Raw genomic sequence first — 26,206 nt, forward strand, 5'->3', positions numbered from 1 at the left:
GTGCAGTTCATACGAGAATCAGCTTTCATGGCTTAGCGGCGTTTCATGCAGGTAGATCCATTGGGCGTTGTGGTGATGCATGCCAATGATCGCCACCGAAACCCGTGAGCTTTCGCGCTGGCCGAGGCGATGGGTTTCCTTGTAGCGAATCGCCACGCTGTTGCCTTCCTGCCAGACCGTCTGCAGATCGCTGATGACGATCTCCAGGCCTGGCTTGGCGCCGACTGCACCTTTAAACATCTGTTCGACTGTCGCCCGGCTGACAATGGCGGCCGAGGTGGTGACCATGGTGAACTGCTCGGCAAAGGCCGATATCAGTGGTTCAAGCGTGGCCTGCCCCTTACCGTTTGCGTCGGTGAACAGGGTGTGGATCAGCTCGTGCACGTGATGAATGCTGTGGTGCGCCTGTTCAACTATTTTGTTGTGCATGACAGTCCTTTTGAGTGTTCAACTGACTCAGTTGAAAGAGTGGGAACAGGCCCACCAGCGCGGCGATGGCAAAGGTCACGTGGTAGGCCTGGGTGGTATCGAAATGCTTCAAGAGCAGATTGAAAACCATCAGGAAGAGGGCAGCGCCGATGCTGAATGACATCTGTCGGTTGATGTTCCAGATGACACTGGCCTTGTGGGTGTCATTGCCCTCGAAGTCCATCAGCGACGTGGTTTGTGCTGTGTTGGCACCGATGCCGCCGCCGATCCCCATCAAGCTGTAGGCGATGACGATCACCAGAAAGTCTGAGGGATCGTTCACCAGTAACAGGGTGGCGATGCCGGCGCTGTGCAAGAGCATGCCGAGGGCAAACAGCCGCTTGGCGCCCATCCGGTTATAGACCCGGCCACAGATCAGCATCGCGATGAATGCGCCGATGGCGTAGAGGATCATGAACATCCCTGTCAGTCGGGCGCTGAAGTGCAGGGTGTTTTGCAGGAAGAAGATGCTCATCAAGTTGACCCCCGTGAACACACCGGGAATCGCGTAATAGATAAAGATGGAGGTGCTGAGTTTTTTGCTTTTGAGCAGGCTCAGTTCAATGATCGGATTTTTGCAGGTGCGGTAGTGCAGCCCGTACAGCACGACGAACGTAACGCCGGCCATGACGAAGAGGGCGGCCACCCATGCCGGAGCGTCGCCGCCATACAACGACATGCCCATCAGCAGGCTGCCGAGTGCAGCGCTGACCAGCAGCAAGCCCTTGATGTCGGGTCTGGGCAAAGTCGTCGGTCGCGCTTCGTTGATCCAGAACCATGACAGCAATGCCGCGATCAGTGAGAACGGGATGTTGCTGTAGAACACCCAGCGCCAGGAGCTGCTGTCGACGATGCCGCCGCCGATGGTCGGTGAAATGGCGGGCGCAATCAGGGCGACGGCCATGACCAACGTGGATATTTTCGCCCGCTGCTCGCCCTTGAACAGGTTGAACGTCAGTGCCTGTCCGACAGGAATCAACAGGCCGCCGCCAATCCCCTGGACGAAGCGCCAGATCACCAGCTCGTTGAAACTGTTGGCCAGCCCACACATCCACACGGAGGCTGTAAACACGATCATCGAGGTGGTGAGGATTTCCCGACTGCCAAAACGACCGGCCAACCAGGTGCTGACCGGAATGATCAGTGTCAGCCCCAGAATATAAGCGTTAGCCACCCAGGCAACGTCTGAAGTACTAACGTGCAGCGCCGCCGAGATACTCGGTAATGCGACCGCCGACATAAAGATGTTAATGCAGTCTATAAAAAAGCCGATCAGAAATATCAGTGCAACTTTGTAGCGATAGGTCATGTTGTTTCCCCTTTGCCACAAAGCATAGGGGCGGTGGACTTGAACTGTCGATACGACTATCCTTGAAACAATGTTTGACGGGATTTAACAGTGAGCCTTATTGCTATGCACACTCATCTTAATCGGGTCCAGACATTCCTGGCCGTGGTCGATTTTGGTTCTTACACCAAGGCTGCCAATTATCTGAGCATCAGCAAAGCCATGGCCAGCCTGCATGTCAAGGCGCTGGAGGACGTGCTGTCAGCGACGTTGTTGATTCGAAATACCCGAAATATATCCCTCACCGAAATCGGTCAGGACTTTTATGAAGAGTTCAAAGGTATTGTCGCGGACATCGATAACGCCTTCGATAATGTATTAAAAGGGCATAATCGGGTGTCCGGAAAGTTGCGCTTCAGTTCCACCAGTGAATACGGCGAGGCCTATATTCTTCCGTTGATACCGCAATTTATAGAGCGTTATCCGGAAATAAAACTCTGTTATAACTTCAACTCGTCACTCAATGATCTGGTGGCGGAAAAGTTAGACCTGGTTATCCGTTTAGGTAACTTGGCGGACTCGGCTTTCAAGAGCCGTAAACTGGCGGATTATGAAATTGTCCTGGTGGCTACCGAGACGTTTCTTGCACGTCACCCGGTGCAGAATCCTCAGGACCTGAATTCGGTGCCGTGGATCGCCAACAGCAACCTGCAGGCACCGACCCAGTGGACGTTGAGCCATCCGCACTTGGGGACTGTCGAGATCAACGGGATCAATCAGTTTGAATCCAATTCTTCCACGGCCATCCGCTCCATGACGTTGTCGTCGCTAGGCGTCTCGGTGCTGCCCGCCTGGGTGATCAAGGACGATATCGCCAGCGAGCGGCTGATCCGGTTGTTGCCCGACTATTCGCTGCCCTCGCAGTCCGTCAACGTGGTGTTTCCCAACAGCCCGCATTTGCCCCACAAATCGAGGGCATTCATCGATTTCCTGTTGCTACATCTGGCGCAGTAAGCACCAAATAAAAGCCCCTGAATCGAGAGATTCAGGGGCTTTCGTTTAACCGGATACTCGTCTTGACTGAGCAAGCCCAATGTCTGCTATTGGCCGATTTCTGCCTGTCGAGACCGGCTAAAAAACTACCCAATAAAGACGATCATCAAAGAAGCCTCTAGCGCATAAAGTTGGAGACCTCCAGTGGGATGCCGGCGGGACCTGCGTTCTCAACCGCTGCCCTTGGGGGTAAAAAAGTTGTACGCGTTCTGTTCTGATGGCGTAAAAACTATACATTGAGCTAATCTTGTATAGAATTTTAAAAAAGGCCGAGACGTTGATGAACGTGGCTGAGTCCAGACGCTTTCTCGTACATCGCCTGTCGATAGGCTGGCTATTCGCGATGTTACTCGCCGTACCTGCCTGGGCGGATTGGCATCCCGCGCTGCCCGATAGGCGTTTGGTGGGCAGCGGCGACTTTACCTGGTTCGGCGTGAGTCTATACACCGCGCGGTTGTGGAGCTCTGGGTTGCCGCTGACCTGGGATCAGCCCTTTGCGCTCGAACTGACTTATCACCGTGTCTTTTCCCGGGACACACTGGTGGAGGCCAGCCTCACTGAAATGGCGCGCATGGCAGAGGCTCGTCTAGAGGAGTCCACCCTCCAGCGCTGGTCCAATGAAATGCGTGAAGCCTTCGTCGATGTTCGGCCCGGAATGCGCATCACCGGCGTCTACCATCCCGGCAAAGGCTGCACGTTCTTCGTCGACGGCCAGTTGCACCATCGGGTCGACGACCCTGCATTCGCCCGCGCCTTCTTCAATATCTGGCTTGATCCGCGCACTCGGGACAAGCAACTGCGTCAACGACTGCTGGGGATGGCCGGGCCGGCGGAGTGAGGAGGTTGGGATGCGTCAAATACTGGTAGTGCTCGTTAGCCTGTTGCTGGTCAGCTGTAACAACGTTGGCGTGGAGCACTACGCAAAGGAGCGACCGACGTTGGATCTCGTGGCGTTCTTCTCTCGGCCAGTACTCGCTTGGGGCCTGTTCCAGAATCGCTCGGGCGAGGTGGTCAAGCGTTTCCATGTCCAGATCGAAAGCCGCGTCGAGGGCCAGCAATTGATCCTCGATGAGCGATTTCTCTACAGCGATGGCACGCGTCAGCGGCGCGTCTGGACGCTGGAACCGGTCGGCGCCGGGCGTTGGCGTGGTCGTGCGGACGATGTAGTCGGTGAGGCTAGCGGCGAGGTCGCTGGCAACGCGCTGCGCTGGCGCTATCGCCTTGACCTGCCGGTTGACGGCAGGCATTGGGAAGTGGATCTGGACGACTGGATGTACCTGATGGACGAAGACACGATGATAAATCGCTCGAGTATGAGCAAGCTTGGAGTCGAGTTGGGAGAAGTGATCCTGTTCTTCCGCCGTCAGCCGGAGTCGCTTCCGTAAACCCACAATAACCGGCAAAGCAGGCGATATTCACGCAGGCCGTTGCTTATCAGCGGGACGCAGCCAGTCGCAGGATGATTGGCATCCATACAGCCCACAGCGCTGCAAGTAGCAGGGCCGTGCAAAGGGTGCCCAAGGGCAGGCCTACACCGGCCTGCGTTGCGCCGGCGATGTAAGCCAGAGGTCCACCGCACAGACCCAGTAGCGCCCCGTACCAGATGGGACGTCGAGCCCACGCCAGGCTGTGGCGAAGCCCACTCGCCAGTACCAGCCACAGCATGGCAAGCCACAGGGGAAGGGGTTGCTGGGCAAAATCGAAGACTCCCAGCGCACCCAGGCTGGCATCCAGTAAACAGCCTGCCATCCCCACACAGGCCAGAGTGATTGCTTCGTCGCCTGGTCGTGGGCAAGCAGCCACATGCACCAACAGGCCTGCCGCCACGGGGAGTAGCAGCCAAGGATGCCGCTCGCTCAGTACGCAAGCCCACCAGGCGGCCTGCATCCATAGCGCGTTGCCGATCAACCAGGCCCGGCTCAAATCAGGCGCCCGGCAGCGCTGCGCGGCGTGCGGCCGGAGCTGCCCAGAGCAGTTGCGCGACGCCGATAGTACGCTCCTCGAAACCACCCTGGCAGTAACAAAGGTAGAACTCCCAGAGGCGTTGAAAGGTGTCGTCATAGCCCAGCTCGGTCAAGGCGGTGCGCGACTGACGCAAGTTGTCCCGCCAGTGCTGCAGAGTCCGCGCATAGTCCAGGCCGAAGTCCTCCATGTGCACCAGGTTCAACGCGGTATGGCTACTGGCGGTCTGCAGCATGACGCTCAGGGAGGGCAGGGCACCACCGGGAAAGATATAGCGCTGAATGAAATCTACCGACCGCCGGGCCTGTTCATAACGCTGGTCACGGATGGTGATGGCCTGCAGCAGCATCAAGCCGTCATCCTTGAGCAGCGACGCGCAGCGCTGAAAGTAAACAGGCAGATAGCGGTGCCCGACCGCCTCGATCATCTCGATAGAGACCAGCTTGTCAAAGCGTCCGCCAAGGTCACGGTAGTCCTCGCGCAGGACGGTAATGCGGTGTTGCAGACCAAGATCCTGGACGCGCTGCAGGGTATGGGCGTACTGCGCCTCGGACAACGTGGTGGTGGTCACCCGGCACCCGTGGTGGGTCGCGGCATGGATCGCCAGGCTACCCCATCCGCTACCGATCTCGAGCAGATGGTCATCGGGGCGTAGCGCAAGTTTGGCGCAGATACGCTCGAGCTTGTTCAGTTGGGCCTGCTCCAGAGTCTGCTCCAGACTGTCGAACATGGCTGCCGAGTACATCATGGTCGGATCCAGCAGCCGCTCGAACAAGGCATTGCCCAGATCGTAATGGGCGAGAATGTTGCGTCGCGCGCCGCGCCGGCTGTTGCGGTTTACCCAGTGCAGCAGGCGTAGGATCGGACGGCCCAGGCGCGCCAACCCGCCTTCAAGGGCGTCGAGCACTTCCAGATTGGCGACAAAGAGGCGAGTGACCGCAGCCAGGTCCGGACTGCGCCAGTAGCCATGGATATAAGCTTCGCCGGCACCGATAGAGCCGTTGGCAGCCACCATCCCCCAAGCTGCCTCGTCGAAGATCTCGACCTCAGCGTGCAGCGCGCTGCCGACGTCGCCAAACAGCCACTGCCGGTCTTGGTAGATCAGGCGCAGCCGGCCTTGGCGCAAGTTGCGAAGCTGAGTGAGCACGGCGCTCCTGGCCAGGCCGCCGAATAACGGCGCCAGGCCCCACGATTTGCTAACGCTCAGAGTTGGATCGGACATGCTTGGGCTCCTCGTGGATGTGATGGCGAAGGTTTTGGCTGCTCTGACTGGTCTTGTGGGCATAGAGCGGGGTGCGTTTGAGTAACAGGCGCATGGCTTGCCAATAAATCGCACCGAGGGTGCGCAGGCTCATCCAGGGGAAGGCCAGTACGTGACGTTGTAGTGCGGCGGCATCCAGCGGCTGTCGGCGCAGGGACAGGTCGGCCTCGAACACTTTTTGTCCTTCGCGGCGGTTTTCCATGTGGATGCGCATGTGCGCCTCATCAATGGAGAAGCGCATGTGGTACTGCATATCCATTGGCAGAAATGGCGAGACATGGAATGCCTTCGTGACCGAGAACTGCCGGGGCTGCCCGGGCAGAACAGGCAACACGTAATGAAAACGTTCTCGCCAAGGGGTGTTGCGTACCTCCAGCACAATCGCCGCCAGGAGACCGTCACTGTCGTGGCAAAAATAGAAACTGACCGGATTGAATGAAATCCCCCAACTGCGCGGCTGGGTCAGCAAAAGAATGGTGCCGCAGGGCGCCTGGCCCAAGGCCTTGGCCACCACTTCGCGCACCGCTTCCTTCAAGGGGATACCGCGACGAGTCCAGGCTGGCAGGTAATCGGTTTCTCGCCAACACAACGTCGCCAGGCGAGAAGCACCGAGTAACGGAGACAGGCCCAGCAGCAGATCCTGTTCGTCCAGATCCAGATAAAGCATGCCAATGCGATAACGGAACCCATGGAATCGCGGCGCCAGACGCCGGTGGATGACCCAACCGTAGCAAAGGCTGCTGTTCACAGGCGCTCCCCGAATCTTTGGGCGACGTCCAGTGCGCTGACCACGCCATCCTCATGGAAGCCGTTTGCCCAATAAGCGCCGCAGAAGTAGCTGTGCTGGTTTCCCTGTAGCTCGCCCTGGCGCGCTTGGGCCGCCATGGCGGCAAGGCTGTATTGAGGATGTGCATATTCGAAGCGAGCCAGCACCTGCGACGGGTCCACGCAATCGCCCTGATTGAGGCTTATGCAGAAGGTTACCGGGGCGTCGAGGCCTTGCAGTATGTTCATGTTGTAGGTCACGGCCGCCGGGGCGTGCGCGGGTCCACCGAGGCGATAGTTCCAGCTGGCCCAAGCCTTGCGCCGGCTGGGCAGCAGGCGGGTGTCGGTGTGAAGCAATACTTCGTTGGCGGCATAGTCGAGGGCGCCTAGCACCTCGTGCTCGGTGGCCGTCGGTTTCTCCAGCAGCGCCAAAGCCTGGTCGCTATGGCAGGCGAACACGACCTTGTCGAAACGCTCCTGGCCTGCCGCACTTGTGATCACCACGCCGTTGTCGTCCCGGCGGACGCTCATCACCGGGCAGCTGAGCCGAATGCGTTCGCTGAAGGTCTTGCACAATGGCTCCACATAGCTGCGCGAGCCACCCTCGATCACTCGCCATTGTGGTCGCTGGCTGATCGAGAGCAGTCCATGGTTACGGAAAAAGCGGACGAAGAAGTGCAACGGGAAGCGCAGCATATCGGCCCGTGATACCGACCAGATGGCCGAGCCCATGGGGACGATGTAGTGATGGATGAAACGCTGCCCGTAGCGTCGCGTGTGCAGGTAATCGCCAAGACTCATGCCCGGCTCAATGCGGTGGCCGTCAAGGTCGGCCACCGCCTGGCGGTTGAAGCGCACGATATCGCGCAACATACCCCAGAAGCCCGGCGACAGCAGATTGCCGCGCTGGGCGAAGAGGGTGTCCAGGTTGTTGCCGTTGTATTCCAGGCCACTCTCCGGATCGTTCACGGAAAAGCTCATCTCGGTGGGGCGTGAGACGACTCCAAGGCGATCCATCAAGCGGATGAAGTTGGGATAGGTCCAGTCGTTGAATACGATGAAACCGGTGTCTACTGCATAACGCTGGCCCTGCCATTCTATGTCGACAGTATGGGTATGACCGCCGATCCAGTCAGCCGCTTCGAACACGGTCACCTCATTGCGACGTGACAACAGATAGGCACAGGTCAGCCCAGAGATCCCGCTGCCGATAATGGCGATACGCATATGACGCTATTCCTGTTCGGTTCGCGCCAGTCGACGGCCCAGGGCCAGGCGCCAACGCGCTGGCAGGGCGCCAAGCAAGCGCAGGATGAGAATGAAGAAGCGTGGAAAGTTGATCTCCAACGGTCGTCGCGTCAGGCGCGCGACGACATGCCGCGCGGCGCGGTCGGCCGTCCAGAGTTGGGGCATGGCAAAGGTGTTGCGCTGAGTCAGGGGGGTGTCGATGAAGCCGGGGCTGACCAGCGTTACATCGATGCCTTCGGTATGTAGATCCAGGCGCAGGGACTCGACCAGATAACGCAGAGCCGCCTTGGACGCGCCATAGGCTCCAGCCCGGGGTAGCGCCAGCCAGGTTACCGAGCTGCCGATCACTACCAGATGTGGTCTATGCCCCCGGCGCAGCAGTGGAAGGGCCGCCTGCAGGCAGTAGCTGACCCCCAGCAGGTTGGTGCGCATCATCCGCTCGACGGTCTCGGCTTCGAACCTGCCCGGCACAAGGTATTCGCAGGTACCGGCGTTCAGGATCACCAGGTCGAGTGCGCCCCAGGCATGCTCGATGTTTTCGCAGATAGCCGAGACGTGTCGTGGGTCAGTCACGTCGCCGGTAGTGAGCAGGGCCCCAGGGTAGCGCAGCACCAGCGGCATCAGTGCCTCCGCCCGCCGGCCACCCAAGGCCACCTCATGGCCTTGTTCCAGCAGCCGCTCAGCCAGGGCAGCACCGAGGCCGCTGCTGGCGCCTGTCAGCCAGCAGCGGCTCATGCGAGCCTGCCCTTGATCCAGCCAATCACTCCGCCAAGTACGGGAACGTGCTCGTAGAGGAGGGCGCCGGCATCGAAGTAGTCGTGGTGCAGGTAGACATGTGTCGTCCAGCGCAGGTGGCTGCAGCCATGCAGACTGATCGGCTGACCGCGGGACAGGCGCGGATGACGGAAATGCAGGATCCAGCGCAGATAACCCTGCCCGGGGGCGGTTTCATCCGCGTCAAGGAGGTCGTAGCGGATATCCTGGACGTTGGTGTACAGCTTTTCAAAGTACGTGCGCAGTGCGGGCAAGCCATCCAGCTGATGCAACGGGTCACGAAACTGAACGTCGTTGCTGTATAGCTCGCCCAGGCGGTCCAGACAATCAGCGTTCAGCGTTGCGAACGTATCAGCGAAATGGTGGAGATATGCAGACATGGCAGGCTCCAGGTAAAGTTGTACAATTCGAGAAAACTGTACAGATTTATCTGAAGCCTACGGGGAAAATTGTACAAGTCAATATTCTTGTACACTTTTTGTGTAAGTTTTAGCGCTACTCGTCGTTAGGCACCAAGCCTTGCCAGTTTACTGCGAAGCTCGGCCACTTCGGTCTCAAGTGACTGTATCCTTTCCAGAGCGGCAATCTTGTCGCTGACGTCGTGCTGTATGCCAATGTAGTAGGTCAACTGGTCGGCATCATTGTGCACGGGAGTGATAGACAGCTCGTTCCAGAACGGGCTGCCATCCTTGCGATAGTTGCGCAGTACCTGACGGCAGGGCTGACCGAGGCGGATGGCGTCACGGATTGCCTCCAGCCCGGCCTGGGCATGATCGTCTGCCTGCAGGAAGCGGCAATCCTGGTAGAGAATTTCGTCTGAACTGTAGCCGGTCAGGCGCTCGAAGGCAGGGTTGGCATAGATGAGGATGCTGTCATTGCCTTCCTGCTCGGCCACGACGATGCCGTCATTGGAGGCTTCGACCATAAGTTGCAGGAGTTTGGCGTCAATCATGATCTGGGCTCATTGTGATTCATGGGGTTGCCCCACAGCGTAGTCGCCAGCGACAGCCATGCCTAGATGGCAGGACGCAGGACCGTCGGACATCGATTGGTGCTGGTTAAAAAGCGTCATGCCTGGTTTAGAATGCCGACACACTCAGGATGCAACGACTTTCAATGACCGAGCCCATCGAATCCACCTCCGACGACGCATTGCTCCCCATGCGGGAAGTCGCCAGCCTGACTGGCGTCAACCCGATCACCTTGCGGGCATGGGAGCGCCGCCACGGGCTGATCCGACCCGTACGCACTGTGGGAGGGCATCGCCTGTATTCGCAACAGGACATCGAACATATTCGTAGCATCATGCTCTGGACCAGCCGGGGCCTGCCCATCAGCAAGATAGGCGCTTTGCTCGTCCGGCAGCAGGACACACCCGATGCCACTGTATCTGGCTCGGCCGAAGCTCCCCTGGTCCAGTGGCAAGAGGCAGTTCATCGTGCCACTCAGGCTTTTGACGGCGCTGAGCTGGAGCGCCTGCACGGGCAACTATTTACGATCTATCCGAAAGCAACTGCACTGGAGGCTATTCTGCTGCCGGTTTGGCGCAGCCTGGCATCCGGTAATAATTTCGGTCGACGCAGTCAGTGGTTGTTCCTTGACGCCTTCTTGCGTGCGCGGATGTTATTGCGACTGCAGATGAACCAGAGCAACGGTGCTTGCGTGCTGCTGGCAGACGGCTCGGGCCATGCGCGCGAATTGGAGCTGTTGTGTGCTGGTTTGTTGATGAGCAGCGACCAGCTTCGCATCGAGGTGTTGGGCACGGGCCAGCCTCTGGAAGAACTGCCGTTGCTGTGTGAAGCAATTCAGCCCGCCGCGCTGGTGCTATTGGTCCAGGCGCCACTGCAGGAAGATGCGCTCAAGCGACTGCGCGCCCTTCAAATGGGCGTTACGTGCCCAGTGGCCTTGGCCGGCGACGCGGCTGCCGCTTCGTCGGCAGGGTTGCGGGGTTCTTCGATTGCCATTTTGGGCAATGACGAAGCGAGTATTTTGCCCAGGCTGGAAGCCTTGGTAAGGGGAACACTGCAAATTTGAATTCAGTCATTCCAGCTAAGGAGGGTTATCTCAAACTGCATTGCAAACTTCATCCAGATCCTGCCAAGAGTTGATACAGAGCCTGACCAGGAACACTGGGATATGGGCTGAGAGAGTCGCCTTCCTGCCAGTTAATCCCACATCAGCTTTTTCTGGCTTTCGGTGTAATTAGATCCGAGGTCTGCTTAGTTCAGCCCTTTCATACGTACATTCGCCCTTTGCACCGCGGCCATTTTTTCAGGCCGCTTCATGCGTTTCCACTTTCTAATGTCTTCCTTGCTCCGCCCACAACTCACACACAGATCCCCCCTAAGTTGGCACACCGAGACGCAGGGATTTTCGATTTCTTTAGCCATCGTCAATAACCTTTAGCCAGGCGCTTCTGCCAATCACCACCCTGGATACGCTGGCATTCTTCTTCAGAGTCAAGGCAGACATTGCGATCTGAAAGGTTCAGATCGATGCCGACCTCATTCAACGCGATGGCCGTCAGCTCAAAGATGTGAGCCTTCGCGTCAACTTGGGCGAGCTTTCTGTCAGCCAGGGTTTCGAACACCCAGATTACCTTCAGGGTTTCAGCCAACGCGTTCAGGTCAGCAATGTGGGTGAGCCAGATAAAGCCTTTGATTTTACCTTTTGCTGTTTCGCACGCTTCGGTCAGCGCGGTTATCAACCGGCGTTCAATTCGCGCCAGTTCACGTTTCCCTGGAGGCATCGCAATTTCCTTTGGAGTTAATGGGGGAGGTCCTGATCAGGCAGGTCGAAATTCGACCGTCAGATGGCTGACCTCGTGAACCGGCTTGAGACGTTCACGAATGCTGTCGGCGTTCGCAGTGGCTTCACCAAGGACGCTGACGATGGCGGCATGGGCTTGCGGTCCAACCCGCCAGACGTGCAAGTCCGTGATGGTGGCATCCCCCGGTTTTTCAACCAGTTCGCGGATTTCATCGGCAACGTGGGCGTCTGTTTGATCCAGCAATACACCTGCGGTGGCCCCCATCAAGGTCCATGCCCACCGCGCGATAACGATGGCGCCGACGATGCCCATGACCGGGTCCAGCCATACCCAACCCAGATACCGACCGGCGAGCAGTGCAGCGATGGCCAGAACCGAAGTCAGCGCGTCTGCGATGACGTGGACATAGGCCGATTTCAGGTTGTTGTCGTTTCCATGATGGGTATGGCCATGATCATCATGATCGTGCCCATGACGGTGCCCGTGGCCCAGCAGCAGGGCACTGACGATGTTGACAATCAAACCGGCAATTGCGATGAGCGTAGCGGTGCCGAACTGAACCTCCGTTGGCTGCAAGAGGCGCATGACGGACTCAACGCCAATGCCCAGGGAAACCATACCGAGAATCAACGCCGAAGCGAACCCGCCCAAATCTCCAACCTTTCCGGTACCGAAACTGTAACGCTGGCTGGAGGCGTGGCGTTTAGCGTATCCGTACGCGGCCGCCGCGATGCCCAATGCGCCGGCATGAGTTGCCATGTGAAACCCATCGGCCAATAACGCCATCGAGCCTGTGATATACCCGGTGGTGATTTCACCAACCATCATCACAACAGTTAGAGCCACTACCCAAAGCGTACGCTTTGCGTTTTCGTCATGCGCTGAGCCAAGGAACACGTGGTCATGCGTGTAGTTGATGTTCTTGCTGTTCATGAGTGTGTGCCGGGATGTGTTCACTTGGAGTAACGGCGAATGGCTTCAAGAAGCTCTTCGACGCCCGTATTGCGCTCCTCTTCACTGAGTCCAGGGTTCGCAACATGCTCACGCGCGTGATCCTCGATGATTTCCTCCATCAAGCCGTTGATGGCTCCGCGAGTGGCAGCAACAAGGTGCAGTGTCTTTGCGCAATCGAGGTCCGACTCCAGTGCCCGTTCAACGGCCTGTATTTGTCCGGCGATGCGTTTAACACGCTTGAGAAGATCGTCTTTGTTTGCAGCGATATGGCCCATTGGATACCCCCCCTACCTATGTTGCGCACATGATAGGTATACCCCCTATACCTATGCAAGGGACGACGGACAAAGGGATCATCTACGGCCGTTTAGGGGAAAGAGAGGACTTCATTGGGAACTCAGGTAGAGAGGTGAGGGAAGGGGAATGCCGCTTCTGCGGCCTTTTCCTTCAAGGCGCTCAGGGTCAGATCACTTTAATGGCCCGGCCAATGAACTGCACCGGACCCGTGGGTTTGCCGGTCTGCGATCCATTTGGATTTTCCAGAGTCAATTCGAAGAGCTGGTTGGGTTCCAGCGGGGGTAATTTATCCAGAGGGACTGAAAGCGTTTGCCCTGGTTTGACCAATCCAAGAGATACCGGTCCTTGCCAGCCGTCCGCTTTGGTCCAGAACTCAAGTGCTTTATCGGTTGGAACTTGCGCTACCACCAAGGGTATCAGTTGGATTTCCCTTGGGTTGCTCGCCTGAATGACCCAGCCGGGCGCCTGGCTTTGTGGAGCCACCAGAACGACCAGGTAGGTGGTCGGATTTACCGGAGCTGTTCGTGTCAGTAGTACTGATCCGAGCAAGAGCGTTGCGACAAGACCTGATCCCGCGAGCCCACGCCATAGGGGAAGAAGGTTCCACCATGAAGTTGGCTTCGCGGCGGCTGCCACTGCTGATGCTCGCCGGTCATTGCTATTCAAGCTACGCTCGATTCGCCTCCAGAGCAGCGGAGTAGGATTCTGCGGTTCAGCCAATTCGGTCAACGTAAGCAAGCGCTGTTCCCACGCATCTACAGCAGATCGCAAATCGAATTCCTGAGCGAGACGCTTTTGTATCTCGATGCGTTGCTCAGCCGGCAACGTGCCTAATACATACTCACTCGCCAGTTCGTCAATGTTCTCGGGATGGTCATCCTCCGGGCTTATGGTCATCCCATGCACTCCCGCAATACAACCAGACTGCGTTTGATCCAGGCTTTGACGGTCCCCAGCGGTGCGTCCAGTTTCTGCGATATTTCAGAATGCGAATAGCCGTCTACATATGCATGAAGGATGCAGTTGCGACGTACCGGCTCCAGTTGTTCAAGGCATAAATAAATACGTCCTGAACGGGTTCGAAAATCGAAGGCCTCCACACTCTCTGACGATGTCTCCATGGATGACAAAGCTTGCAGTGCCATTTCACTTTGCTCGCTGACTTGTACCTCTCTGGCGTTATCTCGCATGAAATTGAGCGCCAGATGTCGCGTCACGCTGAAGATCCAGCCACGGGCAGAGCCTCGTGCCGGATCAAAACTGGCGGCACGGGTCCATATTTTGATGAAGGCATCGTGCACAATGTCTTCTGCCAAGGAGTTATTGCGAGCGATTCGCTTGGCAACCCCCAAAAGTCGAGCACTTTCCTGCTCATACAAGTCTCGCAGTGCCTGCTGCTCGCCCCGGGAGCAAGCAGCCAGGCAGGCTTCATAGTCAAAACAGGGCTCGGGTAGGGACAAAGTTTTCAGCCGCCAGCTGGTAGAAATTTCCCAGCCATTGGGCTGGAGTTCCATCGGAGCAGAGTAGACGACTTTGTGCGATAACAACCTGTTCCAGGTAGTTGGCTTAATTGGCTGCCCAAAAAATATAGTCAGCCTGATATTTCACTACCTCACGTTTGCCTTTGTCAGCGGTGGAGCATTCAGTCGTGGGCGCTACGCCGCCTTTTACGGCCACCCGCTGGATAAAACTGACACCGCTCATCGCGCCATTGCCTTCCGCAGGGGTAGCCTTGACCAACTGATAAGGGAGGTCGCCAGTACCTGAGGGTGCAACCGCCAGTTGGGTCCCGGTAATTTTAGACCCGTCATTAGCTTGCCAGGTGGCAGGCGGTCCGAAGTAGGTGCCGACCTGTTTGCCGCTGCGATCATTTAGTACTGCTTTGGGCCCGACGAAAGCCCATTCAGTCTGACCGATGGCGTTTGTTTTGGAGCGACACTCATACGTGATTTCGCCTACGCCCACGGTTTCCAGCGCGACCTTATGACCGTCAGGAACCTTGATGCTGTCGGGCAGATCTGACTGGGCGTAGGCAGCTGGCAATGTGACTAACAAGCAGGAGGCAGCAAGCGTAGTACTGACAATGCCCAGAAATCGTTTAGCGTTCATACAAGTCTCTCCAGAAAGGTGATCAGTTCAGCAGCGTTGGCTACTACCTGTACTACCCATTGGAGGACAAACTGGATGCAGTTCTTGAAAAATATCAGTAATGGAAGGTTTGTAGCGTTATTGCTTAATCGCTGTATGAGTGTCTGTTTATGGCCGAATCTGGGGAAAAGTCGATTTTCAGAATGACGTTGGATGGATCGGTGAAAGCGCCCACTACTGGCTTTCATCGCAGTCTGGTCGAGGAACTCATCACGGAAGGGCTGCCGATTCTTCCGGTGTATCTCGGTAGCTCGGTGAAGATGCGTGAATCAGATGAGCGCTGCCATCCTTTTAGCGCTGGCGCGCTATCTCGATGGTGCTGTGCACATCGATAATAACTGGTGCGAGAATCAAATCCAGCCGTGGGCTCTTGGGCGCTCGAACTGGCTGTTCGCGGGCTCGTTACGCAGCGGCAAACGTGTGGCGGCGATCATGAGCTTGATCCAGTCTGCGCGCATGAATGGACATGATCCATATGCATATTTGAAAGACGTTCTCACGCGCCTGCCTATGCCGCGAGTGAGCGAGATCGATCAGTTGCTGCCGCATAAGTGGCAACCTGTTTAATCAAGCATTTTCGGTTGGCTCCACTCCTGCTAGTCAAGCCTTGAAGCGTGTTGAAAACCCTCGCCAGTGATTGCCCGACGTATTTCGCGCGCGTCGCGGGCTGGAGATGCGCCGAATTGCCTTACATATTCGCGGCTAAACTGGGATGCGCTTTCATAGCCGACAGCGAACGCCACGTCAGACGCGCGATGCTCGCCAGCAAGCAAAAGCTGGCGAGCCTCCTGCAACCTGAGCTGTTTCTGATACTGGATGGGACTAAGGCCTGTTATCGACAGAAAATGGCGATGCAGGCTTGCCCGGCTCATCCCGCTTGCATCGCACAACGCCTCGATGCGAAGTCTGGTGTCGTAGTAGTCCCTGATCCAGGCAACGGCTCGCCGGATGCGACTTACTGCGCCATCGGGTTGGGCAATCTGACGCAGCAGTCGTCCTTGTGGGCCCTGAAGAAGACGATAGAGCAATTCCCGTTCGACCAAGGGGCCGAGAACCGGGATATCGGCAGGTGTGTCGAGCAAAGATAATAAGCGCAGCAACGTGTCGCGAAGCGAAGCGGTCATCGGGTTTATCAGGATGCCAATCCCTTTTTGTTCGCTCTCGCGAACCGACGGCATGGTCGCCGCCAGTTCCGCCAATATGGCCGGATCCAGCACGAGCGATACCGCAACGTAAGGCTGCCCCCCTTCAGCATCAAGAATCTGCCCGATCAATGGCAGGTCCAGGGCGCTGATGAGATATTGCTCACTGTCGTAGCTCAGAAGATTGTCGTTAATCGCGACGCGCTTCGAGCCTTGCAGGATGAAGCAGATCATCGAGCGATACAGGCAGGGCGCCTTGTCTGTAGAGCCTTGCCCGACGCAGATGTCCACACGCGGGATCGGTGTGATAGTCAAACCGGGTGGCGCATGGCGCAGGGCTATATCAAGATGCGGTGCAAGATCGTTGTGCATGAACCGATTATGCCTACGCGCCGCCACCACGCAACATGATTGATACAATCAGGCAATAAATTGAGCTTATTGGGCGTGGGTTACAAACCGGTCATTGCCTATCTTGGGCAGGTCAAGAAAGCGCCAAAAAGCGCACCTAACCTAGCAGAGACAGCCCATGACCAACCAGATCGCACTCATCACTGGCGCCAGCCGTGGCCTTGGCCGCAACATGGCCCTTCACCTCGCCAAGCGCGGCGTCCACATCATCGGCACCTATCGCAGCGGCGCGGCAGAAGCTGAAACGCTGAAGCAGGAAATCGAGGCGCAGGGCGGCAAGGCCGCGATGCTGCCGCTCGACATCACCGATACCGCCAGCTATCAGGCTTTTTCGAACGCATTGGCTGAAACGCTGAATACCAAATTCGGTTGCGAGCGCTTCGACTTCCTCGTCAACAATGCCGGCAATGGCCTCTTTTCAAACTTTACTGACGCGACCGAAGACCAGTTTGCCTCACTGGTCGCCACGCACCTTCGCGGCCCGATTTTCCTGACTCAGAAGCTGTTACCGCTAGTGGAAGACGGCGGTCGCATCCTGAACGTTTCCTCCGGCTTCGTGCGCTTTACTCTGCCGGGGTACAGCGTTTATGCGGCGGTGAAAGCCGCCGTTGAAGTGCTCACCCGTTACATGGCCGTAGAACTGGGGCCGCGCCAAATTCGGGTGAATGCGATTGCCCCAGGCGCCATTGCAACCGATTTTGGCGGTGGTGCAATGCGCGATAACAAGGATGTGAACGCTTATGTAGCACAGGGCATCGCGCTGGGCCGTGTCGGTCTACCGGACGATATAGGCGGTGCGGTTGCCGCGATCCTGTCTGATGACATGGCCTGGGCTAACGGGACGACTTTTGATGTCTCTGGCGGGCAGTTGCTGTAGCCACAGCCGCATTCATTCCATCCCGTCGTTGCCCTATCGAGAAGGGGGCTGGACCTGGCCGAACATTATGAGCGTGTCTACAACCATTAAGATCTGGTGCGGACAACAAAACGCCGGCATGAGCCGGCGTTTTGCTTACTGGGTTTTATCGCAAAGCCTGACGGGCGAGCTTAGCGAAACGCCGGCACCACCTGCTTGATGAACAGCTCCAGGGATTTTTTCTTCTCGGCGTGAGGCAAGCTGTTATCGCACCAGAAGCTGAACTCATCGACGCCCAGTTCCTGGTAGTACTTGATGCGCGGGATGATTTCCTCTGCCGTGCCGATCATGGCGGTTTTGTGCAGGCTTTCGAGTTCGAACTCCGGGCGAGCGGCGAATTTCTCTTCCGGGCTCGGCGCCAGGAAGCCGTTGACCGGCACTTCCTTGTTGCCGAACCAGGCATCGAAGGTGCGGTAGAACTTCGAGATCGCCTTGGCCCCGACTTTCCAGCCTTCCGGGTCATCGGCCGCATGCACGTGAGTATGGCGCAGCACCATCAATTGTGGGCGCGGTACGTCCGGGTTGTTGTCGAGGGCGGCCTGGAACTTGTTCTTCAGGTCGAGGACTTCTTCGTCGCCCTTCATCAGTGGCGTGACCATCACGTTGCAGCCGTTGGCCACGGCGAAGTTGTGCGAGTCCGGGTCGCGGGCGGCGATCCACATCGGCGGGTTGGGCTTCTGGATCGGTTTTGGCACGCTGGTGGAGGTAGGGAATTTCCAGATATCACCGTCGTGGGCATAGTCGCCTTGCCACAGGGCGCGCACCACCGGAACCATTTCCCGCAGGGCTTGACCGCCTGAGGAGGCAGGCATGCCGCCGGCCATGCGGTCGAATTCCACTTGGTAGGCGCCACGGGCCAGGCCGACTTCCATGCGACCGTTACTGATCACGTCCAGCAACGCGCATTCGCCAGCGACCCGCAACGGATGCCAGAACGGCGCGATGATGGTGCCGGCGCCAAGGTGAATGGTAGTGGTCTTGGCGGCCAGATAGGCCAGCAATGGCATCGGGCTTGGCGAGATGGTGTATTCCATGGCGTGGTGTTCGCCGATCCAGACGGTGCTGAAACCACCGGCCTCGGCCATCAGGGTCAGTTCGGTCAGGTCTTCGAACAACTGGCGGTGGCTGACACTTTCGTCCCAACGTTCCATGTGCACGAACAGGGAAAACTTCATGACGCTTACCTCGGATCTTTGTTATTGACTGTCGGTTCAGGCGAGGACGGGCAGGGCGCCCATTTTGCCGTGGCAGTACACCAGCGGACCGGCGGTGTGCTGCGGCACTATCAGGTTCTTCACGGCGCCAACCATGATCGCGTGGTCGCCACCTTCGTATTCACGCCATAGCTCACATTCGATGACGGCCGTGGCGTTGGCCAGAATCGGATTGCCCAACTCGCTCAACGTCCATTCGATTCCTTGAGCTTTGTCTTTGCCTTTACGGGCGAAGGCATAGGCTTCGCTTTGCTGGCCGCCAGAAAGCACGTGAATGGCAAAGCGTTTGTTCTTGATCAGTACCGGATAGGAATCGGAGCTGTAGTTGGGGCAGAACAGCACCAGGGCCGGGTCCATGGACAGCGAGCTGAACGCGCTGGCGGTGAGGCCGACGATTTGACCCTCATCATCCAGCGTGGTGATTACCGTCACACCGGACGGGAACGAGCCCATGACTTGTTTGTAGATGGCGGCATCGATCATTGGAGGGTCCTCGGGCGCTGCGGCATGGTTTTTATGAATTTATAGGTCTGATGGTATACCGTAATACATAGTTTGCAAGGGCTTTTTATCTTTGCCGATAAACGCGTCCTGCGGCGATAAGGCTTAATGTTTACGGGGCTTTTAACGCAAGGTTGAGAGCCGGAGGCCCTTGGAAAAGCGGATCAGTTTGCCTTTCAAGCAACGGATCAGTCTTGTGAAAATGTTGGAATACCATAATATGGTGCGCTTCTGAGGGGTTGCCAAAGAGCGCCCCCGGTTTGGCTTCATACAAATATAAGATCAGACAAACTCGAGTTCATGCACATGTCCCAGATGTCCCGGCAAGACCCGTTGATCGAGAATCACACGGTCGATTACGTCCCACTCGCGGAACGCCATGGGAAGGCCCGCGATCTGTTCACTCTATGGTTCAGCACCAATATTGCGCCGTTGCCGATCGTGACCGGCGCGATGGTGGTTCAGGTATTTCACCTTGACCTGTTCTGGGGGCTGCTGGCGATTGTCCTCGGGCATATGGTCGGCGGTTTGGTGATTGCCCTCGCATCGGCCCAGGGTCCGCGCATGGGAATTCCGCAAATGGTGCAGAGCCGTGGTCAGTTCGGCCGTTATGGTGCGCTGCTGATCGTGTTCTTCGCTGCGCTGATCTACATCGGTTTTTTCATCTCCAACATCGTGCTGGCCGGCAAATCGATTGTCGGCATCGTGCCTTCGGTTCCGGTGCCGGCGAGCATCATCATCGGCGCCCTCAGTGCTACCGCGATCGGAGTGATCGGTTACCGCTTCATTCATACCCTCAATCGCATCGGCACCTGGGTCATGGGCAGCGCCTTGCTCGCCGGTTTTCTTTACATCTTCGCCCATGAATTGCCGGCGGACTTTTACAGTCGCGGCGGTTTTAACCTGTCGGGCTGGCTGGCCACGGTGTCGCTGGGGGTCATCTGGCAGATCAGTTTCTCGCCTTATGTCTCGGATTACTCCCGTTACCTGCCGGCGGATATCGGCATTGCCAAGCCGTTCTGGGCCACTTATCTGGGCGCGACCCTGGGCACCATTCTGTCGTTCACCTTCGGTGCGGTGGCGGTACTGGCGACGCCGGAAGGCACTGAAGCGATGGATGCAGTGAAACAGTCCACCGGTTGGCTGGGGCCGATTCTGATGGTGCTGTTTTTGCTCAATATCATCAGCCACAACGCCTTGAATCTGTATGGCGCGGTGCTGTCGATTATTACCTCGATCCAAACCTTCGCCAGCCAATGGACGCCGAGCATCAAGCTGCGGGTGGTGTTGTCCAGCGTGGTGTTGGTGGGCTGCTGCCTGGTGGCGTTGGGGGCTTCGGCAGATTTCATCACGCAGTTCATCGGCTTGATCCTGGCGCTGTTGCTGGTACTGGTGCCATGGGCTTCGATCAACCTGATCGACTTTTATGTGATCAAGCGCGGCAGCTACGACATCGCATCGATCTTTCGGGCGGATGGCGGGATTTATGGGCGTTTCAATCCGCATGCAATCGTTGCGTACTTCATCGGCATCCTTGTGCAGTTGCCGTTTGCCAATACTTCGTTCTATGTCGGGCCATACGCCAACCTGGTCGAGGGTGCGGATCTTTCGTGGCTGGTGGGGCTGGTGGTGACGTGTCCGTTGTATTACTGCCTGGCTACCCGCGGGCAAACCCGGCAGAGCAGAGCTGCGCGGTGGGGATACACGGACTGACCCTACAGGGATCGCATTCGATCTTCCTTGGGGGGCAAGATAAGGCTCAACAGCACCGAAGTCAGAATGATCCCGCCGACAATCGCCAGCGACCATTCAACTGGCAGGTGAAACCACGGCATCAGCGTCATCTTGGTGCCGATGAACACCAGTACGATCGCCAAACCATATTTGAGCAAGTGAAAGCGGTCAGCCATGTCGGCCAGCAGGAAGTACAGCGCCCGCAAGCCCATGATTGCGAAGATGTTCGATGTGAACACAATGAACGGATCGGTGGTGATAGCGAAGATCGCCGGGATGCTGTCGATCGCGAACATCAGGTCGCTGGCTTCGATCAGCACCAGTACCAGAAACAATGGCGTCGCCCAGAGTCGACCGTCTTGCACCACAAAAAAACGTTCGCCATGAAACTCACCAGTGACACGCAGATGACCGCGTATCCAGCGCAATATAGGGTTTTTTTCGAGATCAGGCCGCTGTTGCGCGAATGCCAGCATCTTGATCCCGGTGATGATCAGTAACACACCGAACACATACAGCAACCACGCGAACTGCGACACCAGCCACACGCCGGCGAAAATCATCGCCCCCCGCATCACGATTGCCCCGAGCACACCGTACAGCAACATCCGGCGCTGCAACTCCGGCGGCGCGGCGAAGTAGCCGAAAATCATCACGAAGACGAACATGTTGTCGATCGACAGCGACTGTTCGATCAGGTAACCGGTGAGGAACTCCAGCATTTTGCGCTGGGCGATTTCGGGACCGAGCTCGTCATTCAAGTACCAGCGCAGCAATCCTGCAAAGACCAACGCCAGCGCGCACCAGGCAATTACCCAGCATGTCGCCTCGCGCGACGATACCCGATGCGCCTTGCGCCCGCCGAAGACAAACAGATCCAAAGCCAGCATGGCGACGACGAAGATGATGAAGGCGACCCACATCCAGGGTTCGCCGATGCTTATGGGCTGCATGTCGTTATCCTTGGCTGGTCGTATTCTGGAGCCGACAGGGCCATGCTAGCGAGAGGATGAGGGTTTAGAAAAATCGATTATTCCTTATCAATGATTCGTTATTTACGAAGTGTCGCCGGGGAAATTGAGGTGGGTTTCGTTTGATCACAAATGCTCGGCAAAAAAATGGTCACCACAGCCCGACGCTGTGGTGACCCGAGGGTGATACGCAAATCCGGACCCACCGTGGTGGGCTTTTGCATCAATGCGCGCCAGCGGCCTTGTTCAGATCGCTTTCCGCCCATTCGGTGTACACGCACGCATCCGCCGTCGCCCAGCGCACTCGCACCGGGTCGCCAGCCTTGAGCGGCATACCGGCGGCAGAGAGGGCCTTGACGGTCATCGATGTGCCGCCCGAGGTCACCACACTGCAAGTCTGGCTTTCGCCAAGAAACAGCACTTCAACGACCGTGGCCGACACTTCATTCCAGCCCGCCGCCAAGGGTTCCCGGGCGGCTTGCTCGACGCTCAAGGCCAACGCTTTCTCCGGCCGCACCATCAGCAAAACATCCTGATCGGTCTGCAACCCTGCGGTCAGGCGAATCGACAGAGGCTGACCTTCAAACGAAGCCACCGCATTACCCTGAGCTTTGAGTTTGAGGAAGTTGGAGTTGCCCAGAAACGAAGCAACGAAAGCATTCGGCGGATTCTGATAAAGGTCAAAACCACTGCCCAATCCAACGATCTTGCCGTGGCTGAAAATCGCGATGCGCTGAGACAGACGCATGGCTTCTTCCTGGTCGTGGGTCACGTAGATGATGGTGATGCCCAGACGCCGATGCAGCTGACGCAGTTCATCCTGCAAGTCTTCACGCAGCTTTTTGTCCAAAGCGCCGAGAGGTTCGTCCATCAACAGAATGCGTGGTTCATAAACCAGCGCCCGAGCGATCGCCACCCGTTGCTGCTGACCTCCGGAAAGTTGTGAAGGGCGGCGATGCGCAAATTGCTCAAGCTGTACCAGTTTGAGCATGGCGTCGACCCGGCGCTCGCGCTCGCTGGCGGCCAGTTTGCGGATGGCCAGGGGGAACGCGATGTTCTCGCGCACCGACAAATGTGGGAACAGCGAATAACGCTGGAACACCATGCCGATGTCACGCTTGTGCGGCGGTACGTTGACCAGTGATTGGCCATTGACCTGGATCTCGCCGCTGCTCGGGGTTTCGAACCCGGCGAGCATCGACAGGGTGGTGCTTTTGCCAGAACCGCTGGAGCCGAGGAAGGTCAGGAATTCACCGTCCTTGATGTCCAGCGAGATGTCGTCCACGGCAGCGAAGTCGCCGTAGTACTTGTTCAGGTTGCGCAGGCTGACCAGCGGTTTGTCGTTCTGCTGCGCGGAATCTTTGATAACGGCACTCATGTCGTACTCCTGTGCGCTCAGGCGCTGATTTGATTGCGCCGGCGAACGGCGGCGGCGATGACCATGACCAATACCGAGAGGCCGATCAGCAACGTCGAGGCGACGGCGATCACGGGCGTCAGGTCCTGGCGCAAGGTGGTCCACATTTTCACGGGAAGGGTTTGCAGGGTCGGGCTGGCCATCATCACGCTCAGTACCACTTCATCCCACGACACCAGGAACGCGAACAGCGCACCGGCGACCATGCCCGGACGAATCGCCGGGAAGGTCACCTTGAACACCGCTTGCAGTCGCGAAGCGCCGCAGATCACCGCGGCATCCTCGATCGACTGATCGAACAGCTTCAGCGAGTTGATGATCGAGATGATGGTGAACGGCAGCGCCACGATGACGTGGCTGACCACGAAAGCGAACATCGTCCCGGTGTAGCCGAGTTTGAGAAACAGCGCGTACACCGCCACCGCGATAATCACCAGCGGCACGATCATCGGCAGGGTGAACAGACCGTAGAGCATTTCCCTGCCTGGAAAGCGCCCGCGCACCAAGGCAAAAGCAGTTGGCAAACCCAGGGCGACAGCGCAGATCGTGGTCAGCATCGCCACCTTGAGGCTGGCCATGGCGGCGTTCATCCAATCGGGATTGGAGAAGAACTGGCCGTACCATTTCAGCGTCCAGCCCGGCGGTGGAAACACCAGCCACTGGGAGGAGCCGAAGGACAGCAGCACGATGAACACGATCGGCAACAGCAGGAACAGTGCGATCAAACCAGTCGTGAAATACAGGCCGAAACGCATGCGCCGGCTCATGGCATTGGGGGTCAGGAGCATGACGGTTTACCTCGCGTTGCTTGCACCAACCGGGGATTCCGGCTGGAGCTTCAGGTAGAAGTAGAACAACACCAGCGTGATCACGATCAGCAAGGCTGCGCCGGCGCTGGCCAGTCCCCAATTGAGGAACGACTGCACCTGTTGAATGATGAATTCGGGCAGCATCATGTTCTGCGCGCCGCCCAGCAGCGCCGGGGTCACGTAGTAACCGAGGGACATCACGAACACCATCAAGCCACCGGAGAACAGCCCCGGCCGGCACAGCGGCAGGAACACCCGGAAGAAGTTGGTCCAGGGGCTGGCGCCGCAAATCGAACCGGCCTGCAGAATCATCGGGTCGATGGCCTGCATGGTTGCCTGCAACGGCAGCACGATGAACGGGATCATGATGTAACTCATGCCGATCACCACGCCGGTCAGGTTGTGCACCATTTCCAGTGGTTGATCGATGATGCCCATGGCCATCAGCGCTTTGTTGATTACACCGGACGCCTGCAACAGCACCAGCCAGGAGTAGGTCCGCGCCAGCAGGCTGGTCCACATCGACAGCAGCACAATATTGAGGACCCACCGGCCCCAGCCACGAGGCACCAGAGTGATTGCCCACGCCAGCGGAAAGCCCAGCAGCAGACTGAACAGCGTCACCAGCCCGGCCACCGAGAACGTGTTGAGCAAGACCCGCGCGTAAGCCGAGTTGGCGAACAGTTGTTCGTAGTTACCCAGGCCCGGAACCGGCTCCAGTACGCCCCGCAGCAGCAGACCAATCAGCGGCGCCAGAAAGAACAGGCCGAGAAACAGCAGGGCGGGGATCAGGTTGCTTGAACCGCGCCAGCGCTGTGCCAGGGAAGGGGATTGGTTCATCACAGCCGCCTTGCCGGTAACCGTCCCGGTAGCGCCAGCGGCGCTCCCGGTCGGAGCAGGTTGACGGGACGCTGTTGCCGTCATTTTCATTTGACCAGCCATTCGTTCCACCGTGTCGCGATGGCCGGACCGTTTTTGGCCCAGTACGCGAAATCAAGAGTGATTTGATCCTTTGCGTAGGCAGTCGGCAGGTTGGGGGCGAGCACCTTATCCAGGCGCGCTACGCTGTCGACGTTGACCGGCGCATAGGCGGTCAGGTTGGAGAAGTCAGCTTGTCCTTTGGCGCTGCTGGCATGGGCCAAAAACTTCATGGCAGCGGCCTTGTTTTTCGAGCCTTTTGGGATGACCAGAATGTCGGCCATGACCAGGTTCTGTTTCCAGCTCACGCCCACCGGCGCGCCATCCTGTTGCAGGGCGTAGATGCGGCCGTTCCAGAACTGCCCCAGGCTCGCTTCACCCGAGGCCAGCAACTGCTGGGACTGCGCGCCGCCGCCCCACCAGACGATGTCTTTCTTGATGGTGTCGAGTTTCTTGAAGGCGCGATCCAGATCCAGCGGATACAGCTTGTCCACGGCAACGCCGTCGGCCAGCAAAGCCAGTTCGAGTACGCCGGGGCTTGGCCATTTGTAGAGGGCGCGTTTGCCGGGATAGGTCTTGGTGTCGAACAGCGCGGACCAATCCTGAGGTTTGCCGGCACCGAGCTTGCCTTCGTTGTAACCGAGGACGAAGGAGAAGTAGAACGAGCCTACGCCATGGTCAGAGACGAAACGCGGGTCGATTTTGTCGCGCTGGATCACCGAAAAATCGAGGTGTTCGAGCAAGCCTTCAGCCGCCGCGCGCAGGGCGAAATCAGCTTCGACGTCGACCACGTCCCATTGCACGTTGCCGCTTTCGACCATGGCTTTGAGTTTGCCGTAGTCGGTAGGACCATCCTGGACCACGGTGATGCCGCTGGCCTTGCTGAACGGATCGGCCCAGGCCTGCTTCTGTGCATCCTGGGTGCTGCCGCCCCAGCTGACGAAGTTGACGCTTTCAGCCGCCATCAGCGCCTGACTGGTCATGCTCAACAAACCCGCAAAAAGCATTGCGGTTACACCTTTGTTCAACACCATTTTTACGCCCTCATTTGTTGTGTTTGTGAGCGGGCTGTTGATGCCCGCCTATCGGGAGCAGTAGGTCCATCTGGTCGATTATGATCGTCCGGTCTATGGAATATCATATTATGGTATTCCAAACTTTGTGCAAGCACTTTGCCTTACCGGC

Annotated in this window: 30 protein-coding genes and 2 pseudogenes; 8 read left to right on the plus strand and 24 right to left on the minus strand. The window is 57.7% G+C overall.

The genetic code is table 11. The features are described 5' to 3' along the window. Positions 1-18: 18 nt before the first annotated feature. Together PFAS1_RS24335 and PFAS1_RS24340 are read right to left on the minus strand one after the other, a co-directional pair. Complete coding sequence (locus PFAS1_RS24335; RefSeq protein ID WP_076030837.1) at positions 19-429, minus strand: DUF4440 domain-containing protein; 411 nt, start codon at positions 427-429, stop codon at positions 19-21. Next, the gene (locus PFAS1_RS24340) at positions 410-1,777 is read right to left on the minus strand and encodes an MFS transporter (RefSeq protein WP_076030838.1); all 1,368 of its coding nucleotides are present in this window, start codon (positions 1,775-1,777) and stop codon (positions 410-412) included. Before PFAS1_RS24340 ends, PFAS1_RS24335 begins: the two co-directional genes overlap by 20 nt. 105 nt (positions 1,778-1,882) lie before the next feature. Between PFAS1_RS24340 and PFAS1_RS24345 the strand changes: the two genes are divergently transcribed. The 3 genes from PFAS1_RS24345 (at position 1,883) to PFAS1_RS24355 (ending at position 4,194) form a co-directional block, all read left to right on the plus strand. Further along, a complete protein-coding gene (locus PFAS1_RS24345) occupies positions 1,883-2,770 on the plus strand; it encodes a LysR family transcriptional regulator (protein WP_076030839.1) in 888 nt (295 codons plus the stop codon). 382 nt (positions 2,771-3,152) lie between these two features. Then, positions 3,153-3,647 carry a chalcone isomerase family protein gene (locus PFAS1_RS24350; RefSeq protein WP_076031593.1) on the plus strand — a complete coding sequence of 165 codons (495 nt, stop codon included), beginning with the start codon at positions 3,153-3,155 and terminating at the stop codon, positions 3,645-3,647. Between the two features lie 10 nt (positions 3,648-3,657). Beyond that, the gene (locus PFAS1_RS24355; RefSeq protein ID WP_076030840.1) at positions 3,658-4,194 is read left to right on the plus strand and encodes a DUF3833 domain-containing protein; all 537 of its coding nucleotides are present in this window, start codon (positions 3,658-3,660) and stop codon (positions 4,192-4,194) included. 49 nt (positions 4,195-4,243) lie between these two features. On the opposite strand, the gene PFAS1_RS24360 is transcribed toward PFAS1_RS24355, so the two are convergent. From PFAS1_RS24360 to PFAS1_RS24390, 7 genes are all read right to left on the minus strand, one after another. Next, positions 4,244-4,732 carry a DUF2878 domain-containing protein gene (locus tag PFAS1_RS24360; RefSeq protein WP_076030841.1) on the minus strand — a complete coding sequence of 163 codons (489 nt, stop codon included), beginning with the start codon at positions 4,730-4,732 and terminating at the stop codon, positions 4,244-4,246. A 1-nt stretch (position 4,733) separates the two neighbouring features. Further along, complete coding sequence (locus PFAS1_RS24365) at positions 4,734-5,993, minus strand: SAM-dependent methyltransferase (RefSeq protein WP_076030842.1); 1,260 nt, start codon at positions 5,991-5,993, stop codon at positions 4,734-4,736. Next, positions 5,968-6,780, minus strand: a complete 813-nt coding sequence (locus PFAS1_RS24370; RefSeq protein WP_076030843.1) for a DUF1365 domain-containing protein — start codon at positions 6,778-6,780, stop codon at positions 5,968-5,970. The genes PFAS1_RS24365 and PFAS1_RS24370 overlap by 26 nt, the downstream gene beginning before the upstream one ends. Further along, positions 6,777-8,024 carry an NAD(P)/FAD-dependent oxidoreductase gene (locus PFAS1_RS24375; protein WP_076030844.1) on the minus strand — a complete coding sequence of 416 codons (1,248 nt, stop codon included), beginning with the start codon at positions 8,022-8,024 and terminating at the stop codon, positions 6,777-6,779. Before PFAS1_RS24375 ends, PFAS1_RS24370 begins: the two co-directional genes overlap by 4 nt. Before the next feature lie 6 nt (positions 8,025-8,030). Continuing rightward, a complete protein-coding gene (locus PFAS1_RS24380; RefSeq protein ID WP_076030845.1) occupies positions 8,031-8,780 on the minus strand; it encodes an SDR family NAD(P)-dependent oxidoreductase in 750 nt (249 codons plus the stop codon). Next, positions 8,777-9,199 carry a nuclear transport factor 2 family protein gene (locus PFAS1_RS24385; RefSeq protein ID WP_074877343.1) on the minus strand — a complete coding sequence of 141 codons (423 nt, stop codon included), beginning with the start codon at positions 9,197-9,199 and terminating at the stop codon, positions 8,777-8,779. Before PFAS1_RS24385 ends, PFAS1_RS24380 begins: the two co-directional genes overlap by 4 nt. Before the next feature lie 125 nt (positions 9,200-9,324). Then, positions 9,325-9,771 (minus strand): PAS domain-containing protein, encoded by a 447-nt coding sequence (locus PFAS1_RS24390; protein ID WP_076030846.1) that lies wholly within the window; start codon positions 9,769-9,771, stop codon positions 9,325-9,327. Positions 9,772-9,947: 176 nt separating this feature from the next. Between PFAS1_RS24390 and PFAS1_RS24395 the strand changes: the two genes are divergently transcribed. Continuing rightward, a complete protein-coding gene (locus PFAS1_RS24395) occupies positions 9,948-10,853 on the plus strand; it encodes a MerR family transcriptional regulator (RefSeq protein WP_472515495.1) in 906 nt (301 codons plus the stop codon). 185 nt (positions 10,854-11,038) lie between these two features. On the opposite strand, the gene PFAS1_RS24400 is transcribed toward PFAS1_RS24395, so the two are convergent. From PFAS1_RS24400 to PFAS1_RS24430, 7 genes are all read right to left on the minus strand, one after another. Then, positions 11,039-11,209, minus strand: a complete 171-nt coding sequence (locus PFAS1_RS24400) for a DUF1289 domain-containing protein (RefSeq protein WP_074877338.1) — start codon at positions 11,207-11,209, stop codon at positions 11,039-11,041. A gap of 2 nt (positions 11,210-11,211) precedes the next feature. Then, positions 11,212-11,568, minus strand: coding sequence for a hypothetical protein (locus tag PFAS1_RS24405; protein ID WP_076030848.1), 357 nt, complete (start codon positions 11,566-11,568; stop codon positions 11,212-11,214). A 36-nt stretch (positions 11,569-11,604) separates the two neighbouring features. Beyond that, positions 11,605-12,522, minus strand: a complete 918-nt coding sequence (gene dmeF / locus PFAS1_RS24410) for a CDF family Co(II)/Ni(II) efflux transporter DmeF (RefSeq protein ID WP_076030849.1) — start codon at positions 12,520-12,522, stop codon at positions 11,605-11,607. Between the two features lie 20 nt (positions 12,523-12,542). Continuing rightward, positions 12,543-12,818, minus strand: a complete 276-nt coding sequence (locus PFAS1_RS24415) for a metal/formaldehyde-sensitive transcriptional repressor (protein WP_074877333.1) — start codon at positions 12,816-12,818, stop codon at positions 12,543-12,545. A gap of 187 nt (positions 12,819-13,005) precedes the next feature. Then, the gene (locus tag PFAS1_RS24420) at positions 13,006-13,737 is read right to left on the minus strand and encodes an anti-sigma factor (RefSeq protein WP_076030850.1); all 732 of its coding nucleotides are present in this window, start codon (positions 13,735-13,737) and stop codon (positions 13,006-13,008) included. After that, the gene (locus PFAS1_RS24425) at positions 13,734-14,300 is read right to left on the minus strand and encodes a sigma-70 family RNA polymerase sigma factor (protein WP_413037965.1); all 567 of its coding nucleotides are present in this window, start codon (positions 14,298-14,300) and stop codon (positions 13,734-13,736) included. The genes PFAS1_RS24420 and PFAS1_RS24425 overlap by 4 nt, the downstream gene beginning before the upstream one ends. 106 nt (positions 14,301-14,406) lie before the next feature. Next, complete coding sequence (locus PFAS1_RS24430) at positions 14,407-14,949, minus strand: DUF3455 domain-containing protein (RefSeq protein WP_076030851.1); 543 nt, start codon at positions 14,947-14,949, stop codon at positions 14,407-14,409. 239 nt (positions 14,950-15,188) lie between these two features. Here PFAS1_RS24430 and PFAS1_RS30080 point away from each other — a divergent pair. Both PFAS1_RS30080 and PFAS1_RS24440 read left to right on the plus strand, forming a co-directional pair. Further along, positions 15,189-15,266: pseudogene (locus PFAS1_RS30080) on the plus strand (ParA family protein); the annotation flags it as partial. Between the two features lie 16 nt (positions 15,267-15,282). Further along, positions 15,283-15,555, plus strand: a pseudogene (locus PFAS1_RS24440) (transposase domain-containing protein); the annotation flags it as partial. Between the two features lie 29 nt (positions 15,556-15,584). Here PFAS1_RS24440 and PFAS1_RS24445 read toward each other — a convergent pair. After that, positions 15,585-16,502, minus strand: a complete 918-nt coding sequence (locus tag PFAS1_RS24445; RefSeq protein WP_076030853.1) for an AraC family transcriptional regulator — start codon at positions 16,500-16,502, stop codon at positions 15,585-15,587. A 157-nt stretch (positions 16,503-16,659) separates the two neighbouring features. Here PFAS1_RS24445 and PFAS1_RS24450 point away from each other — a divergent pair, with 157 nt between their 5' ends. Continuing rightward, entirely contained in the window at positions 16,660-17,418 is a 759-nt protein-coding gene (locus PFAS1_RS24450; RefSeq protein WP_076030854.1) for an SDR family NAD(P)-dependent oxidoreductase, read from the plus strand. 170 nt (positions 17,419-17,588) lie between these two features. Here the strand turns inward: PFAS1_RS24450 and PFAS1_RS24455 are convergent, their stop codons facing one another. Further along, positions 17,589-18,632: an LLM class flavin-dependent oxidoreductase gene (locus tag PFAS1_RS24455; protein WP_076030855.1), complete on the minus strand. Its 1,044-nt coding sequence runs from the start codon at positions 18,630-18,632 to the stop codon at positions 17,589-17,591. A gap of 36 nt (positions 18,633-18,668) precedes the next feature. Beyond that, positions 18,669-19,154, minus strand: a complete 486-nt coding sequence (locus PFAS1_RS24460) for a flavin reductase family protein (RefSeq protein WP_074877311.1) — start codon at positions 19,152-19,154, stop codon at positions 18,669-18,671. Between the two features lie 324 nt (positions 19,155-19,478). Here PFAS1_RS24460 and PFAS1_RS24465 point away from each other — a divergent pair, with 324 nt between their 5' ends. Further along, positions 19,479-20,885, plus strand: a complete 1,407-nt coding sequence (locus PFAS1_RS24465) for a purine-cytosine permease family protein (RefSeq protein WP_076030856.1) — start codon at positions 19,479-19,481, stop codon at positions 20,883-20,885. Between the two features lie 2 nt (positions 20,886-20,887). On the opposite strand, the gene PFAS1_RS24470 is transcribed toward PFAS1_RS24465, so the two are convergent. From PFAS1_RS24470 to PFAS1_RS24490, 5 genes are all read right to left on the minus strand, one after another. Then, positions 20,888-21,859: a TerC family protein gene (locus PFAS1_RS24470; protein ID WP_076030857.1), complete on the minus strand. Its 972-nt coding sequence runs from the start codon at positions 21,857-21,859 to the stop codon at positions 20,888-20,890. Positions 21,860-22,100: 241 nt separating this feature from the next. Then, on the minus strand, positions 22,101-23,255 hold the full coding sequence (locus PFAS1_RS24475; protein ID WP_076030858.1) for an ABC transporter ATP-binding protein: 1,155 nt from the start codon (positions 23,253-23,255) through the stop codon (positions 22,101-22,103). Positions 23,256-23,272: 17 nt separating this feature from the next. After that, a complete protein-coding gene (locus PFAS1_RS24480; protein ID WP_076030859.1) occupies positions 23,273-24,082 on the minus strand; it encodes an ABC transporter permease in 810 nt (269 codons plus the stop codon). Between the two features lie 6 nt (positions 24,083-24,088). Continuing rightward, entirely contained in the window at positions 24,089-25,033 is a 945-nt protein-coding gene (locus PFAS1_RS24485; protein ID WP_076030860.1) for an ABC transporter permease, read from the minus strand. Further along, positions 25,030-26,055 carry a polyamine ABC transporter substrate-binding protein gene (locus PFAS1_RS24490; RefSeq protein WP_076030861.1) on the minus strand — a complete coding sequence of 342 codons (1,026 nt, stop codon included), beginning with the start codon at positions 26,053-26,055 and terminating at the stop codon, positions 25,030-25,032. The genes PFAS1_RS24485 and PFAS1_RS24490 overlap by 4 nt, the downstream gene beginning before the upstream one ends. Positions 26,056-26,206: the final 151 nt, after the last annotated feature.

The organism is Pseudomonas frederiksbergensis (assembly GCF_001952935.1).
GTDB lineage: Bacteria > Pseudomonadota > Gammaproteobacteria > Pseudomonadales > Pseudomonadaceae > Aquipseudomonas > Aquipseudomonas frederiksbergensis.

What these genes read in the sequence shown, in the direction of transcription:
- PFAS1_RS24335 (WP_076030837.1), bottom strand. Translation starts at nt 429, where the DNA reads ATGCACAACAAAATAGTTGAACAGGCGCACCACAGCATTCATCACGTG.
- PFAS1_RS24340 (WP_076030838.1), bottom strand. Translation starts at nt 1,777, where the DNA reads ATGACCTATCGCTACAAAGTTGCACTGATATTTCTGATCGGCTTTTTT.
- PFAS1_RS24345 (WP_076030839.1), top strand. Translation starts at nt 1,883, where the DNA reads ATGCACACTCATCTTAATCGGGTCCAGACATTCCTGGCCGTGGTCGAT.
- PFAS1_RS24350 (WP_076031593.1), top strand. Translation starts at nt 3,153, where the DNA reads ATGTTACTCGCCGTACCTGCCTGGGCGGATTGGCATCCCGCGCTGCCC.
- PFAS1_RS24355 (WP_076030840.1), top strand. Translation starts at nt 3,658, where the DNA reads ATGCGTCAAATACTGGTAGTGCTCGTTAGCCTGTTGCTGGTCAGCTGT.
- PFAS1_RS24365 (WP_076030842.1), bottom strand. Translation starts at nt 5,993, where the DNA reads ATGTCCGATCCAACTCTGAGCGTTAGCAAATCGTGGGGCCTGGCGCCG.
- PFAS1_RS24375 (WP_076030844.1), bottom strand. Translation starts at nt 8,024, where the DNA reads ATGCGTATCGCCATTATCGGCAGCGGGATCTCTGGGCTGACCTGTGCC.
- PFAS1_RS24380 (WP_076030845.1), bottom strand. Translation starts at nt 8,780, where the DNA reads ATGAGCCGCTGCTGGCTGACAGGCGCCAGCAGCGGCCTCGGTGCTGCC.
- PFAS1_RS24385 (WP_074877343.1), bottom strand. Translation starts at nt 9,199, where the DNA reads ATGTCTGCATATCTCCACCATTTCGCTGATACGTTCGCAACGCTGAAC.
- PFAS1_RS24390 (WP_076030846.1), bottom strand. Translation starts at nt 9,771, where the DNA reads ATGATTGACGCCAAACTCCTGCAACTTATGGTCGAAGCCTCCAATGAC.
- PFAS1_RS24400 (WP_074877338.1), bottom strand. Translation starts at nt 11,209, where the DNA reads ATGGCTAAAGAAATCGAAAATCCCTGCGTCTCGGTGTGCCAACTTAGG.
- PFAS1_RS24405 (WP_076030848.1), bottom strand. Translation starts at nt 11,568, where the DNA reads ATGCCTCCAGGGAAACGTGAACTGGCGCGAATTGAACGCCGGTTGATA.
- dmeF (WP_076030849.1), bottom strand. Translation starts at nt 12,522, where the DNA reads ATGAACAGCAAGAACATCAACTACACGCATGACCACGTGTTCCTTGGC.
- PFAS1_RS24415 (WP_074877333.1), bottom strand. Translation starts at nt 12,818, where the DNA reads ATGGGCCATATCGCTGCAAACAAAGACGATCTTCTCAAGCGTGTTAAA.
- PFAS1_RS24420 (WP_076030850.1), bottom strand. Translation starts at nt 13,737, where the DNA reads ATGACCATAAGCCCGGAGGATGACCATCCCGAGAACATTGACGAACTG.
- PFAS1_RS24430 (WP_076030851.1), bottom strand. Translation starts at nt 14,949, where the DNA reads ATGAACGCTAAACGATTTCTGGGCATTGTCAGTACTACGCTTGCTGCC.
- PFAS1_RS24445 (WP_076030853.1), bottom strand. Translation starts at nt 16,502, where the DNA reads ATGCACAACGATCTTGCACCGCATCTTGATATAGCCCTGCGCCATGCG.
- PFAS1_RS24450 (WP_076030854.1), top strand. Translation starts at nt 16,660, where the DNA reads ATGACCAACCAGATCGCACTCATCACTGGCGCCAGCCGTGGCCTTGGC.
- PFAS1_RS24455 (WP_076030855.1), bottom strand. Translation starts at nt 18,632, where the DNA reads ATGAAGTTTTCCCTGTTCGTGCACATGGAACGTTGGGACGAAAGTGTC.
- PFAS1_RS24460 (WP_074877311.1), bottom strand. Translation starts at nt 19,154, where the DNA reads ATGATCGATGCCGCCATCTACAAACAAGTCATGGGCTCGTTCCCGTCC.
- PFAS1_RS24465 (WP_076030856.1), top strand. Translation starts at nt 19,479, where the DNA reads ATGTCCCAGATGTCCCGGCAAGACCCGTTGATCGAGAATCACACGGTC.
- PFAS1_RS24470 (WP_076030857.1), bottom strand. Translation starts at nt 21,859, where the DNA reads ATGCAGCCCATAAGCATCGGCGAACCCTGGATGTGGGTCGCCTTCATC.
- PFAS1_RS24475 (WP_076030858.1), bottom strand. Translation starts at nt 23,255, where the DNA reads ATGAGTGCCGTTATCAAAGATTCCGCGCAGCAGAACGACAAACCGCTG.
- PFAS1_RS24480 (WP_076030859.1), bottom strand. Translation starts at nt 24,082, where the DNA reads ATGCTCCTGACCCCCAATGCCATGAGCCGGCGCATGCGTTTCGGCCTG.
- PFAS1_RS24485 (WP_076030860.1), bottom strand. Translation starts at nt 25,033, where the DNA reads ATGAAAATGACGGCAACAGCGTCCCGTCAACCTGCTCCGACCGGGAGC.
- PFAS1_RS24490 (WP_076030861.1), bottom strand. Translation starts at nt 26,055, where the DNA reads ATGGTGTTGAACAAAGGTGTAACCGCAATGCTTTTTGCGGGTTTGTTG.